At 39.1% G+C, this 19,920-nt stretch carries 6 protein-coding genes; 1 reads left to right on the plus strand and 5 read right to left on the minus strand.

Going from position 1 to position 19,920, the window contains the following annotated elements:
* Nucleotides 1-846: NAD-binding protein (locus ACN4EE_RS14450; protein ID WP_431707158.1), on the plus strand; the 846-nt coding region annotated here is incomplete at its 5' end.
* A gap of 291 nt (nt 847-1,137) precedes the next feature.
* Here the strand turns inward: ACN4EE_RS14450 and ACN4EE_RS14455 are convergent.
* From ACN4EE_RS14455 to ACN4EE_RS14475, 5 genes are all read right to left on the minus strand, one after another.
* Complete coding sequence (locus ACN4EE_RS14455; protein ID WP_431707159.1) at nt 1,138-1,737, minus strand: DUF3782 domain-containing protein; 600 nt, start codon at nt 1,735-1,737, stop codon at nt 1,138-1,140.
* Nucleotides 1,738-1,791: 54 nt separating this feature from the next.
* A complete protein-coding gene (locus ACN4EE_RS14460; protein WP_431707160.1) occupies nt 1,792-2,379 on the minus strand; it encodes a DUF3782 domain-containing protein in 588 nt (195 codons plus the stop codon).
* Between the two features lie 173 nt (nt 2,380-2,552).
* On the minus strand, nt 2,553-7,703 hold the full coding sequence (locus ACN4EE_RS14465) for a beta strand repeat-containing protein (RefSeq protein ID WP_431707161.1): 5,151 nt from the start codon (nt 7,701-7,703) through the stop codon (nt 2,553-2,555).
* 217 nt (nt 7,704-7,920) lie between these two features.
* Nucleotides 7,921-8,541, minus strand: a complete 621-nt coding sequence (locus ACN4EE_RS14470) for a DUF3782 domain-containing protein (protein WP_431707162.1) — start codon at nt 8,539-8,541, stop codon at nt 7,921-7,923.
* A gap of 172 nt (nt 8,542-8,713) precedes the next feature.
* Complete coding sequence (locus ACN4EE_RS14475; RefSeq protein ID WP_431707163.1) at nt 8,714-19,828, minus strand: choice-of-anchor Q domain-containing protein; 11,115 nt, start codon at nt 19,826-19,828, stop codon at nt 8,714-8,716.
* Nucleotides 19,829-19,920: the final 92 nt, after the last annotated feature.

Consider the following 19,920-nt stretch of genomic DNA (forward strand, 5'->3'; position numbering starts at 1 on the left):
ATAGCTTATCAATTAAAAGAGTTAAAACAGTCATTATTAGCTATTAGTTTTAATCAAAATATAGATACTTCCCTTCAGTCTAGTTTTCCGTTAATTATTGGTAATTTACAAGATAGTTTAAAACAAGCTAATTTAGAAAAAGCAAAAAGTGCGGTTATTGTTACTGATGATGATATAACTAATTTAGAAGTAGCTTTGATGACGCAAAATTTTAATCCTCATCTTAATCTTGTTATTCGTACTAATGGGGATAGTTTTACCAACAATTTACATCAATTATTACCTCAATCTCACGTTTTTAGTGCTTATCAATTAGCCGCAGAAGCCTTTACAGGAGCCGCTTTTGGAGAAAATATTTTACAAATCTATCGTTTCGATCGACAAACTATATTACTAACAGAATATGAAATTGAACCCGAAGACACTTTAAATGGTTTATTATTAGGGGAAGTTGCCCATGGCTATGGAGTTATTCCCATTTTTTATAGTGCTAATGACAGTTATAAAACAACTTTGATGCCTAGTGATGATATACTCTTGACTCAGGGCGATCGATTGATTGTCTTAGCGACTATAGAAGGACTTAAAAGCATTGAAAAAGGGGAGATAAAACCCAAAGAATGGCAACTCGAAATTATCTCGGTTAAATCGGATACGGGGAGATTTGAGGGGGCAAATGCCATCGCAAGAATTACAGGATGTTCTTTAAAAATAGCAAGGGAAACAATGGAGAATCTACCGCAGACATTACCCATTAACCTTTATCATCATCAGGGAATTAGACTCATGACGATATTGCAGAAAAACCAAGTTATCACTCAACTTAGGTGCATTATTAGGAATTAGAATTAATTTTAGGGGATGAATTTATAAATTTTGATAAACCTCATCTTCATCTCCAGATGTCAAATCTTCAATTGTTAAACCTAATTCATCTAATAACTCATTGTAGTATTTGGCGGTAGGGCGTATCGCATCAGCTTCTAGAGAGAGAGTAAGACTAAGTAAAAAGTTTACTTTTGAATAGCATCACTCAGTGAAGGAAGAATCCTCTCGCCTTCAGGCAGGGGAGTAGTCAATCTATTATAAAGTCGATCGAACTGATTACACTAAGGAGGATCGATCGAACCTCTTTTCTTACCAAACTTTAGGTTGGAAACCATCTGGAATATCAAGATTAAAAATATCTTCGTGAATACGAGCTACATACAATCCTTCTTGTAAAATTTTTTGACGCACATAAGCGGATAAATCCACCGCCGCTAAAATGCCATAAAGTTGTTTGTTTTGATGTTCAGGAAAAAAGTAACGGAAACGTTCTAAAATGGTTTTTAATTGTTCGATCGATTCTTCTTTGGCATGGCTTTTAACTTCCACGACATAAGCCTGATTTACCGAACCATTAGCATAGGCTAAAACATCAATTTCTATATGTTCTCCTTGTTTACTGACACGCACACTAGGACTTATTACTTCCATAGCAAACTTTTTTCTCAGAATTTTTTCCATGGATGGTAACGCTAAACCTTCGGTAAAACTACCAAATTTTCCTGCTAAACCACCGATTTGTTTCCCTAATTCTTTAATTTGTCGATCGGTTTTTCTTTGTTGTTGAGCGGTTTCCTGAAATCTTCGATCGGTTTCTTGACTTTGTTCTTTTAGTAACCGTTCTGTTTCTTTTTGAGATTCAATCAACTCTCCCAGTAAACGCCAAACATCATCCGCCGTAGTCGTCATATTCTTTTCCCCTCTTAAAATTAATTACATTATAACATTTCGATTTTTGAAAGATTACCAAACTTTAGGCTCAAAATCTTCAGGAATATCAAGGGTAAAAACATCTTCGTGAATACGAGCTACATATAATCCTTCTTGTAAAATTTTTTGGCGTACATAAGCGGATAAGTCCACGGCGGCTAAAATACCATATACTTGTTTGTGTTGATGCTCGGGAAAAAAGTAACGAAAACGTTGTAATATAGTTTTTAATTGTTCGATCGATTCCTCTTTGGCATGGCTTTTCACTTCTACTACATAAGCCTGATTTACCGAACCATTAGCATAGGCTAAAACATCGATTTCGATATGTTCTCCTTGTTTACTAACCCGTACACTAGGACTTATTACTTCCATAGCGAATTTTTTTCTCAGAATTTTCTCCATAGATGGTAAGGCTAAACCTTCGGTAAAACTACCAAATTTCGATGCTAAACCGCCAATTTGTTTCCCTAATTCTTTAATTTGTCGATCGGTTTTTTGTTGTTTTCGATCGGTTTCCTGAAATTTTCGATCGGTTTCTTGAAATCTCCGATCGGTTTCTTTCTGAGACTCAATTAATTCTCCTAGTAAACGCCATACATCATCTGCTGTGGTTGCCATATTTTTTTCCTCTCAATTTCTCTTTAGTAATTATATCAGAAATATTTTGAGTTTAAGGATTTGATCGCCAAAGGCGACACTGCGTGAAAGAAGTCTGTAAGTACGATCGAACATAGAGATTTTACCACCGAGCAGAGGATAAGGAGTTTACACCCCTTATTATGCCTATCAGTTTAAATCACGATAAAATTATTCTGACTTAAGGATAATCGAGAATTTAGTTGAGCAATCTGTTCGGCAGGATTACCCCCAACTCCATCCACGTCAAAGAATAACGCCCCCGTAGAAGTATTGTAAATAAACCTTTGAGTGGTATTATTAGCTGTTGTAACCCCAGCACCACTGCGGAATTGAGAGCTGGTTAAAGCTACACCAGCCGTTAATCCACCCCCAAAACCACTGGCATTAATCCCGATCGAATCTTCTGTAACTTTGAAGTCTGTAATTCGATCGATACCCTCGTTAGCAAAATTAAACAGGAATAAATCAGCGCCACTTCCTCCTGTCAAAGTATCGTTACCCATACCACCGATCAGGGTATCATTACCACTACCAGCTAAAATGATGTCATCACCATTACCCCCCAAGAGGCTATCGTTACCACTACCGCCATCAAGTCGATCATTTCCATCGTCTCCTATGAGGGTATCATTCCCACTACCACCATTTAAGGTATCGTCTAAAAATGAGCCTACCACAGAGTCATTTCCTCCTCCAGAGGAGATAATATTTTTACCGACTCCTCCTGTAATAGTATCAGGTTGTCCAGTACCATTAGTAATAATGGGATCAACGGGAACGGTTAAGCTGTATAGTTGCACATCATTACCAGTACCAATGTTTGCCACAGAAGGATCACTTCCATTCCCTTTATAGGTGATCAAAAATGCTAAATCACCATCAAGATTCACTAAACCACCTTCTGCTAAACCCATAAATGTACCAACAACAGCATCGTTATCATCGTTGTTAATCAAAGTATAAACGACATTAGGGGTATTAGGGATATTACTTAAATCTATTTGTAAACTTGAACCGTTTAAATCTACTTTTCCTGTAACTTCAAGACGGCTAAAATTATCAGAAATACTATCATAATTGAATTGTACAGTATCATTAAGGAATAAGGTATCGGCGGTAATATTAACTGTCGCCCCAAAAGTTGCAACACCAGTATCAATATCTTGATCAGAGTTAATGTAAACATCTCCTCCTGTACTAATAGTGGTATCGTTAGCTAATCTAATGGTATTACCTAAGAGGTTAATGTCTCCTGATGTGCTATTAATAGATGTCGAACTTAAGAGGTTAATACCAACACCAGTACCGCTACCAGTACCAGTAAGATGGATAGTGGAAGTATTACTTTGAATTTTCGAACCAGTATTTTCAATGCGGATACCATCTCCTGATGTGCCACCACCATTACCAGTAATTGTCACCGTACCCGTACCGGTAGATTCGATTACCCCCGCCGATTCTACCCTAACCCCATGATGATTTGTTCCACTGTCTCCTCCAGTTCCTTCAATGGTAAGATTTCCATTATGGGAAGATACTTTAGCTTGAAATACTTGGACTCCAAGGTTGTTTGTCGTGCCATCACCTCCTGTTCCAGTAACGGTGACACTACCATTTCCAGTGGATTGAATTAAAGAACTAAAAGTAACACGAACTCCCATGTTGCCATTAACACCATTACCTCCTGTACCCGTCACTGAAATCGAACCATCTTTAGAAGTGATGCGACCATTTGAATTAAGGCGCACTCCGTCATGGTTAGAATCCATCGTATTAGTAGAACCGTTACCTGTTACTCTTATATTACCTGCATTTTCGCCTACTCCATTAGAAATAATTGTCCCTCCTGACGTGAGAGAAATACCATAGTTATCATTCTTACCATTTCCCGCAGTTCCCATAACTGTAATGTCACCATCAACAGAACTGACTTTACTACCAGTGCCTTCGATGCGTACTCCATGATTTTCCGCTCCTTGGGCTGTAGAAGATCCAACACCTGTAATGTTAATATTTCCAGTATCTTTCCCAGTACCTGTTGTTGTGATAGTAGCACCTGACAGGAGCAAAACCCCTCTGCTGTTGTCTAGGGAAGTTGTTGCCGTGCCTTGTAAAGTAATTGTCCCCGTATTGCTTTGAATAATTGAATTGGAGGTAAGGTTGATACCATGACTATTATTACCACTACCACCAGTACCTGTCAGGTCGATCGCACCATTAATGGATGTAATTTTACTATCAGTACCCTCAATGGCAATACCATAATTATCATTACCACTGGAAGTAGTCGAACCCTTGCCTTCTAATGTAATAATTGCCGTGTCTGAAGAAGATATTTTTGCTCCATTGACTAAAATAATACCATGATTATCACTTGTACCTGATCCACCAGTACCTGTAATAACGATGTCTCCAGATTGGGAGGAAATTTCGCTACCTCCACTCAATCCATTAATGCGTACACCTTGATTTAAGCTACCAGTAGCAGTGCTAGAAGCAGTGCCTGTTACGGTAATAGTCGCCTTACCCGTAGATAATATTGAGCCTCCCGTGCCTAAGAAAATACCAAAGTTATTATTTACATTTGTCGCCGTTCCTGCGGTAGCTGTAACAATGATATTACCATCTACGGAGGTAATTTTGCCGTTATTATTAATACGAACACCCTCATTATTATTTCCCGTAGCGGTAGCTGATCCTTTTCCTGTTACGGTAATAGTAGCCTCCCCTGTAGAAGATATTACTCCGCTGTCAAATAAGGAAATACCACTGTTGAAATCAGTACCTTCACCACCTGTACCTGTCACCTCGATCGTCCCTTTATTAGAGATAATTGTACTATTTTCTATGCGAACGCCAAAATTGTTCGTTGTACCACTTCCCCCCGTACCCATGAGTTCGATCGAACCTTCATCTGAAGTAATTGTACTACCATTAACAAATATTCCTAAATAATTACCTGTTGCCTCACCTTTTGCTGTCAGGTTGATATTTCCCTTCGTGGTTTTTAAACTCGAACTCGAAGCAAAGTCGATGGATTTGCCTACTGTCCAATTTACATCTCCATTATCACCAACAAGATCGATCGTACTTACCGCAACCCCAGAACCGACATCGATGGTTTGAACTTCATCGAGGGTTAAGTCATTAACTGCAATACTACCATTGATTTTGAGGGGATCACCACTGGTATAACCATTTCCATCGATGATTATATCGGACTTGAAGGCTGTACCCACGCTGTTAATATCGAAGGTATCTGTGCCACCACTACGACTGATGACTATATTCTGATTCGTTACTGTGACAGTAGATTCGGCGTTGATGATTACATCTGTATCTGTTAAATTGTTATTAGCGTTGATCTTGATTCCTTTTACATCGGGAACATATAACTGTACATCATTACCATCTCCTCCTTGATAGGTGATAAAGACATCTAAAGAGTTACTTGTGCCAACTTTTGCCCCTTCCGCTAATCCGTTAAAAATTCCCGTGACGGCATCAGTACCATCATTGTCAATGAGAGTAAATTTCTGTCCAACAGTAGCAGTATAACCCGTCAAAGAAAGATTTAAGGTTGAACCGTTTAAATCTAAAGCCCCCGTTAAGTTAATGGTGTCAAAACGACTTACTCCTGCATTGTAGTTAACATTAATGGTGTCGTTTAAAAATAATGTACTAGCTGTAATATTAACTGTTGCTCCCAAAGTGGTTTGATTATTATCCGCATCTTGATCAGAGTTGATGTAAACTGCACCCCCACTGCTAATGGTGCTATTATTATCCAAATTGATAGTATTGCCTAATAGACTGATCTGTCCTGAAGTGCTGAGAATAGAAGTACCAGTAACAAGATCAATGCCAAAGTTTGAGCCAGTAGCCTTACCAATTAAGGTAATGTTTCCTGTGTTACTTTGAATTTTAGTACCACTGGTTTCGATTCTGACACCTTGACTGTTGCCACTTCCTGCCGTACCATCAATGGTAATCTTTCCCGTTCCCGTAGAAGATACATTACTACCACTAACAAGAAGAACCCCGTGATTACCGCCAGTGCCGTTACCTCCTTTACCTATCAAAGAGATGTCACCGTTTAAGGATTTAATTTCGCTGGTGCTACCACTTACAATAATACCCTGATTACTCGTACTTCCTGTCGCACCGCCACCATCACCGTTGATGGTAATATTAGCCGATCCCGATGAAGATATTTTGCCTCCACCCCCAAAGGAAACAATTAATTCTATACCTCTGTTAGTACCGCCAGTGTTACCACCAGTACCTGTTACTGTGATGTCACCATCTACGGAGGAAATAAAACCCTTCAGGGCTAAAGCAACACCTCTACTACTCCCCGCACCAGTACCACCTTTACCGACTACCTCGATCGTACCAGTGCCAGAAGAAGAGATAGAACCCTGATCAAATAAATCCACACCAATGGCAGCAATGGTCGAAACAGTTCCCCCAGTACCTTGAACTTTAATATTGCCAGAGCCACTAGAGGATATTGAACCCTGAAATACTAATGTCACACCATTGCTTTGCTGTGTACCTTTACCTCCCTGTCCTATGACAGTGATGGCACCATTTTCAGCTTTAATGCCACCAGTCGCTTGACGAATACGGATACCTTGATTATCTTGCCCTGTGCCATCTCCTCCCCCCGTACCGTTAACGGTAATGGTAGCTGTGCCAGTAGCGGTTCTCGAACCTGGTTCAAACAAGACACCATAATTAGAAGCACCCGTTCCAGTGCCTGTGCCACTCAAAGTGATATTACTGGAAACAGTTTGACTGTCAGTAATAGTAAGTCCTACCGCCATCTCAATATTGATGTCCTGTCCATTAATAGTAATGGTTTTATGGTCATTTTCATTACGAATACGGCTTAATTCTTGTTCACTGAGGGTGACTCCCCTGACTATGGCACTAAATAATTCTCCTTCGTCTCCCACCGTGTCGATAAGATTAACTTGTGCATCGATAAAGTGACCGATTTCTTCTAATAATACAGCGTTAATTTGGGCTTGAGTAGCGTTGCTGATAAAACTTTTTGATAAATAAATGGTGTTATTACTACTAGCATAACCACCAAGGGCGTTACCTAATATATCACTACTGATAACTTCGATTTTTGGTAAGTTACTAAAGTTTCCATTTAACCATTGACTCCGGATGTCTTGGGCTACAGTTTGATTAAAGTTGCTACCAAAAATTAATTCAAAATCTGTCCAAAAACTAGGGGAATTTGCAAATTGGGTTAACTGGGTATAAATGCTAGTATAAAAAATGTCCATCTATTTATTATTATCCCTCAAGAGAATATTAGGGTGATATTTTCAATCAGTGTTTTTGCTTAGATAACTAATATTATTCGTTAATGTATTTACTCAATCGTTAATTTTTGTAAAGAATTATAGATTTTTGAACAATGGCTAAAGCCATTACTACAAACTTGGTTCGATCGATTTGAGATTGTTTCGTGCCTCGCCATGACAAAGGTTCGAGATGAAATTACCAAACTTTCGGCTCAAAACCATCGGGAATATCGAGGTTAAAAACATCTTCATGAATACGTGCTACATATAAACCCTCTTGTAGAATTTTTTGACGCACATAAGCTGATAAGTCCACGGCGGCTAAAATACCATATACTTGCTTGTTTTGATGCTCTGGAAAAAAGTAACGGAAACGTTGTAATATGGTCTTTAATTGTTCGATGGATTCTTCTTTGGCATGGCTTTTGACTTCTACCACATAAGCCTGATTTACCGAACCATTAGCATAGGCTAAAACATCGATTTCTATATGTTCTCCTTGTTTACTAACCCGTACACTAGGACTTATTACTTCCATAGCGAATTTTTCCCTAAGAATTTTCTCCATAGAGGGTAAAGCTAAACCTTCGGTAAAACTGCCAAATTTCCCTGCTAAACCACCGATTTGTTTGCCTAATTCTTTAATTTGTTGATCGGTTTTTTGTTGTTTTCGATCGGTTTCCTGAAATCTTCGATCGGTTTCCAAAGATTGCTCTTTGAGTAATCGTTCTGTTTCTTGAAATTTTCGATCGGTTTCTTTCTGAGACTCAATTAATTCTCCTAGTAAACGCCATACCTCATCTGCTGTGGTTGCCATATTTTTTTCCTCTCAATTTCTCTTTAGTAATTATATCAGAAATATTGTGAGTTTAAAGATTTGATCGCCAAAGGCGACACTGCGTGAAAGAAGTCTGTAAGTGCTATCGAAATAAAGATTTTACCACCGAGCAGAGGATAAGGAGTTTATACCCCTTATTATGCCTATCCGTTTAAATCACGATAAAATTATTCTGACTTAAGGATAATCGAGAATTTAGTTGAGCAATCTGTTCGGCAGGATTACCCCCAACTCCATCCACATCAAAGAATAACGCCCCCGTAGAAGTATTGTAAATAAACCTTTGAGTGGCATTATTAGCTGTTGTAACCCCTGCACCACTACGGAATTGTAAGCTGGTTAAAGCTACACCTGCCGTTAATCCTCCCCCAAAACCACTGGCACTAATACCGATTTTATCATCTACTACATTAAAGTCTGTAATTCGATCGATACCCTCGTTAGCAAAATTAAACAGGAATAAATCAGCGCCACTTCCTCCTGTCAAAGTATCGTTACCACTACCACCGATCAGAGTATCATTACCACTACCCGCTAAAATGATGTCATCACCATTACCTCCTAAAAGGCTATCGTTACCACTACCGCCATCAAGTCGATCGTTTCCATTACCACCGATAAGGGTATCATTACCACTACCGCCGTTTAAGGTATCATCAAAAAATCCACCCTGCACAAAGTCATTTCCTCCGCCACCAGAAATAATATTCTTGCCAATACCACCAATGATAATATCTGGTTGACCAGTTCCATTAGTAATAATAGGGGTTGTAAATGCACTGTATAATTGAACATCATTACCCGTACCAATATTGTCAAAATTATCTCCATCTCCCTTATAGGTAATAAAGAATGTTAAATTACCATTAGTACCGACAACATCACCTTCTGCTAAACCGTCAAATGTACCGATAATATCATCATTTTCATCGTTGTTAATCAGAGTATAAATATTAGGAGTATTAGAGACGTTAGTTAAATCTAATTGTAAACTTGAACCGTTTAAATTGACTTTGCCTGTTACTTCTAGGGTGCTAAAATTCTCCTCATCAATATCATAATTGAATTTTACTGTATCGTTGAGGAATAAGGTATCGGCGGTAATATTAACGGTTGCTTCTACTTGGGTAAGTCCTAATTCAGTATCTGTGTCAGAGTTGATGTAAATATTTCCAATGGTGCTGATAATGCTATTATTACCTAAGTTGATGGTATTTCCTAGTAAACTAATTTCTTCACTCTCACTGATAATAGATGTACCTGTAGATAAGTTAATACCGAAGGCGGAGGAGTTATTTGTCTTACCTGTGATGGTAATTTTCCCTGTCTCAGATTCGATCGAACCACCAATAAAAATACCATTCCCAAAAGTACTTTCCCCCAAAAGTTGAATATTGTCTTTAGCATTAATATTTTGATTAATGGTAATGGAGTCTGTGGCACTTAAGTTAACTTGCCCATTAGTAGCGGTGACACCGCTTAATCCTTCTACTGTATCGATAGTTAAAGCACCAGTATTTTTAATATTAATATTTCCGCTCGTGGATGCCTTGGTGGATAATTTAGTTATTTTGGTATTCAAATTTATCCCATTTGTACTATCTAGTTTGGCGGAGGTAGCAGTAATGTGAGTAATATTGTTTATGTCTGCAATAGTTCCTGTAGCAATCAAACTTACATTTCCTGTTCCAGCATCGATGTTAACGGATTGTAAATCACCCGTATTTTTCAAAAAGATACCGCTATTAGTCGTCTTCGCAATAAGATTGGTGGTTTTTGTCTCTAAAGAGTCACTACTACTTCCAATAGTGGAACTGGTTTTGAGATTGATATTTGTAGCAGTAAAATTATTATCGTCTGCATTTCCATCTTGTATGTTCCCTGAAGCGATGTCCACCGTGATAGTATTATCTATACCTCCTGCAATGATAGGAGAACCTACTATCAAGTTTCCACTGGTAATAGTAATGGACACATTTCCATTCTTGGTTTCAATTCCTCCACCCCCGACATCAAGATTTCCGCTCGATCGACGTAGAATAATATCACCAGTATCTATAGTTTTATAGCCATTTCCACGAATGGCACTGGACACATCTAAGTCAATACCACTCAAGGCTTCCGCTTGAGAAGTTAGTGAAGTAAGATTATTAACTCCTATACCGTTAGTATCTGTGATTTTGCCATTTTTTGCCACCAAAGAAATATCATACTTAGCTGAAACTGTATTGATGTTTAAATCACCGTTGACGGCTTCCAGACTCATTGAGCCTTCGTTATCGGCGGTGGCATTATTGACGGTTAATCCTCCACTGGTATCTTTTAATCTTAAATCTCCTGTTTGTGCAATAGCTGTCAGAGTGGTAGCATCAACCTCAAGATTGTCAATCTTACCCTTGGCGTTTAAGTTTAAGTCGTTAATACTAACGTTACTATTTCCGCTAATGTTGCCAGTCGTGGTAGTTAAAGTAACATTATTACTATTGGCATTTAGTCCGATGAGTTCGATCGAACTTCCCGTAATGGTAAGGTTATCGGTAAAGGTAGCATTGTTAATTTTAACATCACCTGTTTTATCGTTACCGATGGAAATTTTACTAAATCCATCTGCAAAACTAGCGATTTCCGATGATGTTAGATTGAGCGTACCACTTCCAGAGCCAAGTCCGATCGAAGTGCCGTCTGTTTCTTGAATGATTAATAATTCACCACTACTGGAGATGGTATCAACACCACCATCAAGGCTCATGGTATCTGCTTTCAAGGTAATATTACCACTGGTACTAGAGATAGATGTATTGTTTGAAAGATTAATCTGTTTACCTGTTAAACTAACATCTCCAGATGTGGTAGTTACACTGGCATTAGAAGTAAAATCAATGGTTTCTCCTACTGTCCAATTAATATCACCTTTAGTGGTAATAGCAGAGGTAAGGTTAATGTTTTTGACCAGATCGATCGAAAAGTCATTAGAATTAGGGTTAGTATCGATGATGATCGTGTTATCGTTACCGTAACCATCCCCTTTGATGTTCAAATCTCCATTAAAAGAAGTTGTAAAACTGTCTAGGGTGACAATATTATTGCCCTCCACGGTATTGGTAATAATGCCACTGGGCAAATTTCCTGTAAAACTCGTTAAAGGTATTTTGATTTCACTGGTATTATTTCCTGTTGCCCCTGCAATATTGGTGGTGAGAAAATTTCCGTTGGTATCGGTGACAATAATATCTGTGCCGTCAAAGGAGATTGTCCATCGATCATCTGTATCAGTGAATAATGTATCGGTGATAACTAAGTTATTATTTCCGTCTATGGTAATTTCTGATTCGACTAAGTTTAAACTCACATCATTACCGTCTCCTCCTTGATAATTTAAGATGTAGGTTAAATCATTAATGGTGACTAAGCTACCATCGCCATAATTACTAAATGAACCGATAATGGCATCTGTATCGTCATTGTCGATGATAATAAGTTCACTGGTAGTAATATTCCCACTGGTAATATCACTATTGTTAAAGTTTAAGGTAACGCCTGTAATATTTACTGTACCAATGATGGCAACTCGATCGAAATTTGTAATATCATCATCGATTTCAAAACTGAGAATATCGGCAATAGCGTCACTGGTATTAAAACTAACATTTCCATTAATGTTGAGGATACCAAAAGTATTCTCTACCCCCCCTGGTTTAACTGTACCGCTTAAAATAACATTATTAGCTGTAATATCAATATCGTTTCCTGTTGTGCCTTCGGAGATAACACCCTCACTGAGAATAGTTGCATCCGCACTTGTGACGGTTAAGCCATTGGCAATGATATTACTACCACTAATGAGAGTTAAGTTATCAGTAAAGGTGGCGTTTTGAATATCTATAACACCACTCTTATTGTTACCGATCGAAATCTTACTAAATCCATCTCCAAAACTTAGTATTTCTGATGCTGTTAGATTTAGTGTACCACTTCCAGAACCAAGTCCGATCGAAGTGTTGTTTGTTTCTTGAATGATTAATAATTCACTCGTGCTAGAGATACTATTTGCATCACCCTCAAGATTAAGGGTATCTGCTTTGAGAGTAATATTACCACTACTACTAACAATAGAAGCACCTGATATAATGTTAATTCCGACACTAGAATTATTAGCTGTACCTTGTAAGATAATATTACCGCTATTACTTTCTATTTTTGAGTTGTCAAGAAGAATACCATGACTATTTGTGCCTTCTCCTCCTTCGCCCTTCAGCGTAATATGGGCATCGCCACTGGCGGATATTTGACTTGAACTAACAACACTAATACCACCATTATTTCCTTCTGTACCACTCCCCCCAGTTCCCGTAATACTTATATCGCCATCAACAGATGTTACCTTGCTATTGTTGATATTAACACCAGTATTAAAAGAACCAGTGGCACTGGTTGATCCTTGTCCGATTATAGTAATGGTAGAAGCATATTGTCCCGTTCCTGTAGAAAAAATTCCACCATTCTTTAATAGTAAAACACCAAAGTTTGAATTTACCCCAGAACCGCCAGAACCTGACACCTTAATAGCGCCATCCTTGGAAGTAATCTTGCCACCTTGTTCAATATCGACTCCGGCATTTTGATTAGCTTTGCTGGAAATCGAACCACCATTCCCCTCGATGGTAATTGTAGCGGCATCACTTCCTATTCCTGTAGAAGAAATTTCCCCTGAAAAAACAACTTGAACACCATAATTAAACTTAGCTTCCTCAGATTCTCCCGTCGCACCTGCTTTTCCACTAATGAAGATTGCTCCCTTCTCTGAAGTTATTTGAGCCCCGTTATCCACACGAACTCCACGATTTCCTCCCGTAGAAAGAGGATTAACAGAGCCTTGCCCAATAACGGTAATAGTTGCCTTTCCAGTAGAAGAAATAACTCCACCTGATTCGATCGAAACCCCTCGATTATCATTGCCTGTACCCCTTCCCGTTCCATTAATAGTTATATTTCCATCCTTAGAAGTAATGGTGCTACTTGCACCAGTCATTTGTATTCCGTGATTAGTACCAACACCATTTTCACTGCCGAATCCTGTCACTGTAATTGTGGCACTTTCTGTGGATTTTACCTGTCCTCCTCCACTGATCCGAACTCCTAAGTTGTTATTCCCATTACCATCACCTGTGCCTTCGATCGAAATGTTACCATCAGCCGATGTAATGGCACTATTATCATTAAATTCTACTCCCCAATTATTACTTGTTCCAGTTGTTGAACCTATTCCAATCAAATTAATCTTTGCCGTCTCAGTGGAATTAATTTGTGACGAATTTAATAAGCTAATCCCTATATTAAAGTTATCAACACCTTTCCCAGTACCCTTCAGAGTAATATCACCCGTATTAGAAGTGACAGAGCCTTTGTTTGCCAAAGTAATTCCTCGTGTCGTTCCCTTGCCATTAACAGAACCTTGACCGATAATGTTAATGGTTGCCTTCCCTGTTGAATTAATTTGCCCACTGTCGTTAATGATAACGCCGATATTATTATTACCATTACCACCACCTGTACCAGTAAGGATTATGTTGCCGTCAACCGACTGAATAGTGCCATTATTAAGGCGAATACCATCGTTATCATTACCTGTGGCTGTGGTAGAACCTTGCCCCGTGATGTTGATATTGGCGGCATTGACTCCTATTCCCGTGGAAGTAATTGAACCCAGATTTTGTACTACCACGCCAAAATTATTCCCCCCCGTGCCTCCTCCTGTGCCAGTGACGAAAATGTTCCCAGTAACGGAAGTAATCTTACTACTTCCCCATACTTCTATACCATAACCACTACCTGTTCCTGTGGTGCTACCAAAACCTGTAACATCAATAGTTGCTTTTCCCGTTGATTCTACTTTCGCACTGCTATTAATAATTCTCAAGCCATATCCCGAAGTTCCCGTGCCACCGCCAGTACCCGTAAGGGTAATGTTGCCGTCAACGGACTGAATAATACCATTATTAAGACGAATACCATCGTTATTATTGCCTGTGGCTGTGGTAGAACCTTGCCCAGTAATCGTAATTGTGGCTGCGTTAGTTCCTGTTCCTGTGGAGGAGATTTGCCCCGTACTGACTAGGTGAACACCATTATTATCAGTTGTGCCATTACCCCCAGTACCAGTAATCTCGATCGAACCTGCTATGGAAGAAATTTTGCTATTAGTTCCGTCAATGCGCACCCCATCATTACCACCGGCAGTGCCATCCACCGAACCTTTACCCGCAATGGTGATCTTTGCGGCATTGGCATCCAATCCAGTGGAAGAAATTGCCCCACCACTTTCGATCGACACCCCTCGATTATCACCACCACTACCTCTCCCAGTGCCTTCTATGGTAATGTCACCCTTAACAGATGTAATAACTGTGTCTTGATTAATAATTCGTAGTCCATAGTTACTAGATTGACCTTGCGCCCCTCCAAAACCCGTTATCTTAATGGTAGCTTCCCCAGTGGATTGTACTAATGCTCTATCACTGATGCGAACGCCATGATTTAGATCCTTATTATTACCATTCCCGCCTCCAGTACCAGTAATCTCGATCGAACCGTCTTTTGCCGTTACTTGACTATTAACTCCACCGTTAATACCTTCGATGAGAACTCCATCATTACTGGCATCAGTGGCGTTTAATGAGCCTTGCCCTTGAAGAATAATTTTTCCTATTTTTGTAGCACTAATTTTGCTACCAGACATAATGGCAATACCAAAATTTGCCCCCCCTTCACTCTGGGCAGTACCATTGATGGTAATTGTGCCTGTTTCTGTGGTAATCTGTCCTTTTTGTTCTAACCACACACCACGATTAAAATTATTTCCGTTTCCGCTCGTACCGTGAATGTCGATGGAACCACTGACGGAAGAAACGATACCATTACTATCCACACGAACACCATCATTACCATTCCCTAGACCATTTAATGAACCTTGACCTATTATAGTAATGGTAGCACTATCGGTGGAGACAACCTGCCCACTATTGGTTACATGAACACCATACCTTTCGTTATTAATACCATTCGCTGTACCATTTAGTTTAATTGAGCCTTCACTTGATTTAATTTGACTATTATCAACAACAATACCTCGATAATCAATCCCTGTTATTTCCCCTTTGGCGATGAGATTAATATTTCCTTTAGTGCTAGTTAAATTCGAACCAAAGGCTAAACCGATGGTTTGTCCTACAGTCCAAGTTACATCCCCATTATCACTAAGAAGATCGATCGTCTTAACAGCACCTGATGCAATGTTAATATTTTGAACGAGATCGATCGAAAAATCATTAGCAGTAACATCACCATTGATATTTAGTACATCTCCATTGGTGTAACCGCTACCCTTAATGTTTAAATCTGCTTCAAATCCACTACTGATACTGTTAAGATTGAAAATATTTGTACCAGTAACACCGCCATTAATGGTTAAGGATTGGGAAGGGTTATTAAAAGTAGTAGTCTCCCCTAAAGTGGAATCCACATTAGTTTGAGTGGCATTTACTGCGGTTATAGTGATGGTTTCGGCAGAGGTGCTATAATTTAAAACGACATTATCACTGGTGATAGTGGATGTAATGGGTTCTAAACCAGTATAGTTGATAACACTACCATCTAAGTCGATTTTACCGTCATTTTCGTTGAAATAGGTATAAGTGGCTGTGGTGAAAGTTCCTCCCGTCAAAGCTAGTTGATCACCAATGGTGCTAGTTTGACTTCCGCCATTAAAAGTAAGTCCTGCGGTGGGAAGGGGGTTTCCATTAGAAAAATCAATGGTTAGAATGTCATTGCCGCCAAGAGTATTAACGAAGATTTCTCCTTTAAAAGCAGTCAAAGGAATATTTAGACTCTTAGTTCCATCCCCTGTGGCAGTAGGAATAACCGTTGTAATTGCTCTGTTATTAGTATCCGTCAGAATTAAAGACGTGCCATTAGACGATAAGGTAAATCGATCGTTATTGCTACCCGGAACATCGGTGATAACAAGATTACTTGAGCCGTCCACTCCAACCATTGCAGTAATTCGAGAAAACTCGGAGGTATTGCCACCCGGATCAGTTGCCGTTGCCGTAACATTAATGGCAGAACCCTGATTAAAGGTAAAAGTTGCATTACCATCATCATCGGTAGTGACATTTTTAAAGCCGAGAAAAGTTTGTCCTTCTCCGTAACCAGTAGGATCAGGAGTAGTGTTACCAAAAAACTCTACACGAAACGTTGTATTTTTTGTGCTGTTAAGAGAGCCGATTATTTGACCTATACTATTGAAAGTCAATAATGGGTAGTTTTGCAGATTATTAACACCAGTATCTAAATCTAATAAATCATTCGCTGTTACACCTATCTGATTATTAATATCATTAACATCTTGATTAATCGCAATATCAATCCCTAAACCCGTATTGTTAAAAATGCTATTACCAGAGATGTTATTTCCCGCATTATTGAGACTTGGATTAGCATTAAATCCGTCCACCACAAACACACCATTCCCCGAATTATAGGCAATTATATTACCTTCACCAGCAACCGTCCCACCAATAGTATTATTTGCACCAGTGATACGAATTCCGCTACCACTACCATTCCCTAAAGGCTGAGTGCCTGTTACATCCGTACCGATATAGTTACCTTGTACAATATTGTTACTAGCACCAGATGCAACATTTGCAAATATAGCAATTCCACTAAAGTTATTACCAGAGATGATATTACGAGCTGTGGCGGTTGCTCCACCAATGGTATGGTTAGAAGAACCAATATAAACACCATGAATTCCATTCCCTATAGCTGATGTACCATCTACATTAGTCCCAATATAGTTACCTCGAACTACATTGTTGCTTCCGAACAAAAGAACGCCTACATTCCCATTACCAGAAATTAAATTCCCCTCACTGGCATCATTTGTGCCATCTTCGTCACTACCAATGATATTGTTATTACCTAAATTAACAAAAACACCAAATGAATTACCCGCCCCAGAAGTTCCCGTTGCAGTAGTGCCAATATAATTTTTTTGTATTTTATTTCCTGTACTGTTAATTAAAATTCCTGCATAGGTAAAACGATTAATTATTAAGCCTTTTATAACACTATTACTAGAACTGCCCCCCAGACTTAAACCATTATCAACGGAATTATTGCCATTTATTTCGATAATCGGACTATTCGTAAAATCGGGTTGAGTTGTGCCATCAATAGTAACTTGCTCAGTAATTTCAGGAAGAGCAGAATTAAGAGTAATCGTGCGTACACCACTACCAGCAATATCAAAAGTGATAGTATTTGCACCTGCGATCGCATTGGCGTTGAGAATAGCTTGACGCAGACTGCCTTCACCACTGTCGTTGGTATTTGTCACCACAAAATCATTTTGAAGAATCGTAACTGTAGCACTACTATTCGTTCCGAGATCATAATTAACGCTACTATCGAGAGTTAAAATTACCGTCTCATCCGGTTCGGCTTGAATATCATCGACAGGAGTAACCGTCAAATCCACAGTGTTTGAACCTGAGTTAAAAGTTACAGTAACAGTATTACCACTCACATTAACCGTGCCTCCTGAAGCGGAGAAATTATAGTCACTAGCACTAGCCGTTCCCGAAAGAGTTAATTGAACAGGTAAAGAATCAGTACTACCACCAGTGGGAATAGTACGGGTTAATTGAAAAGTTCCTGTATTCCCAGATTCTGTGGCAATGGCATCGGTAGCACTAATATTAACGGTGGGGAGGACATACTCAAAAGCTCCAATATCATCATTCGTACCTTGAGGGCGAGTAATACCTCTTTGATCTGTTATGAGGGTTGTATTACCAGCCCCAATAGCTGGGCTACCGGGTAGAAGGGCATGGGTGGGAGTTGAACCCCCATTATTTTGTAAAACACCTAGTAAGGGATTGGTATTTGGTAAATCTCCAGTGGCAGTTAAGTTGCCAGTGCCATCACTGCTGATGTTGTAACCTAGAGATTGAATAGAAGCTCCTGTACCAGTATCAAGATTTGCATTCACTATGTTAGTGGTATTGTTGTCAAAAATACTATTGCTATATTTAGTGATTGCACTAATACCTGAGTTTTGGGATGTGTTGGCTAGACCAATACCTGCATTTCCTGTTTGAGTATGATTTGCAATGGTCGTATTAATTAAAAGTAAAGAACGGCTGCCATTTGTAACCACATGACGAATCCCCCCTACCTCAGAAGCTGTATTGCTACTAACTGTAACATTGGAAAGAGTAGCGTTAGTATCAACAAGAGTGCCACCACCATCAAAGACAGAGTTGTTATTACTTATCGTGCTGTTGGTAAAATTTAGGGTTCCACCCTGAATATACAACCCGCCACCATTTGATGTGGCAGTATTCCCAGTCACATGGACTTGATCGATATTGAGGGAGTCATCAACGTCACTCATGAAAATTCCGCCACCAAGATCGGCTATACCACCGGTGATGGTTAAACCAGAAAGATTATAAGTATTAGCGCTGATACCTCCAAGCTGAAAAACACGGGAATTATTATTGCCACTGATGGTTAATAAATTCGCTCCTGTACCTTTGATGTTTACACTCTCATTAATAGTTAATGGCCCAGATGTCAGGATGATGGTATCGGGAGTTGTATCAGTAAAAATTGGTCCTCCGAAAATAATGGTATCCTCTCCACCGAGCGCATTGGCGTCGAGAATAGCTTGACGAAGACTGCCCGGACCACTATCGTTGGTATTTGTCACGGTTATGATTGCGGCTTCGACTTGTAAAGTTTGCCCATCCACAACGATCGAAAAGTGATCATTTTGGGTTTTGAGGCTTTGTAATTGTAGCTCGTTTAACTCAACCCCTGACACTAAAGCGGAAAATATTTCTCCTTCATCTCCTTCACTATCTTCGGTGTTAATAAGACTATCCACATAATGACCTATTTCTTCGAGCAAGACAGCTTTAATTTGTTGAGTAGTTGCCCTGTTAAGAAAGTCTTGAGATAAATAAATGGTGTTGGTAGAATGGGCATAAGCACCAAAGATCGAACCCATACCTGTTTCTAATACCCTGATGGGGGGTAAGTCACCAAAGTCACCGTTAATCCATTGATGCCTGATACTTTCTGCAATAGTTACATTAAAATTTGTCCCAAAAATCAATTCAAAATCTGTCCAAAATTTATCAGAATTAGCAAAATCAGTCAAATCTTGAAATAAATGATCGTAAAGGCTCGTATTCATGGGTTTTAAGGGGGTTCGATCGAGAGGATATTAGGGTGATACTTTGAATCAGTGTTTTTGCTTAGATCAATAATTTTATTCGTTAGTGTATT

This window comes from Geminocystis sp. CENA526, from assembly GCF_050753365.1.
Lineage (GTDB): Bacteria > Cyanobacteriota > Cyanobacteriia > Cyanobacteriales > Cyanobacteriaceae > Geminocystis.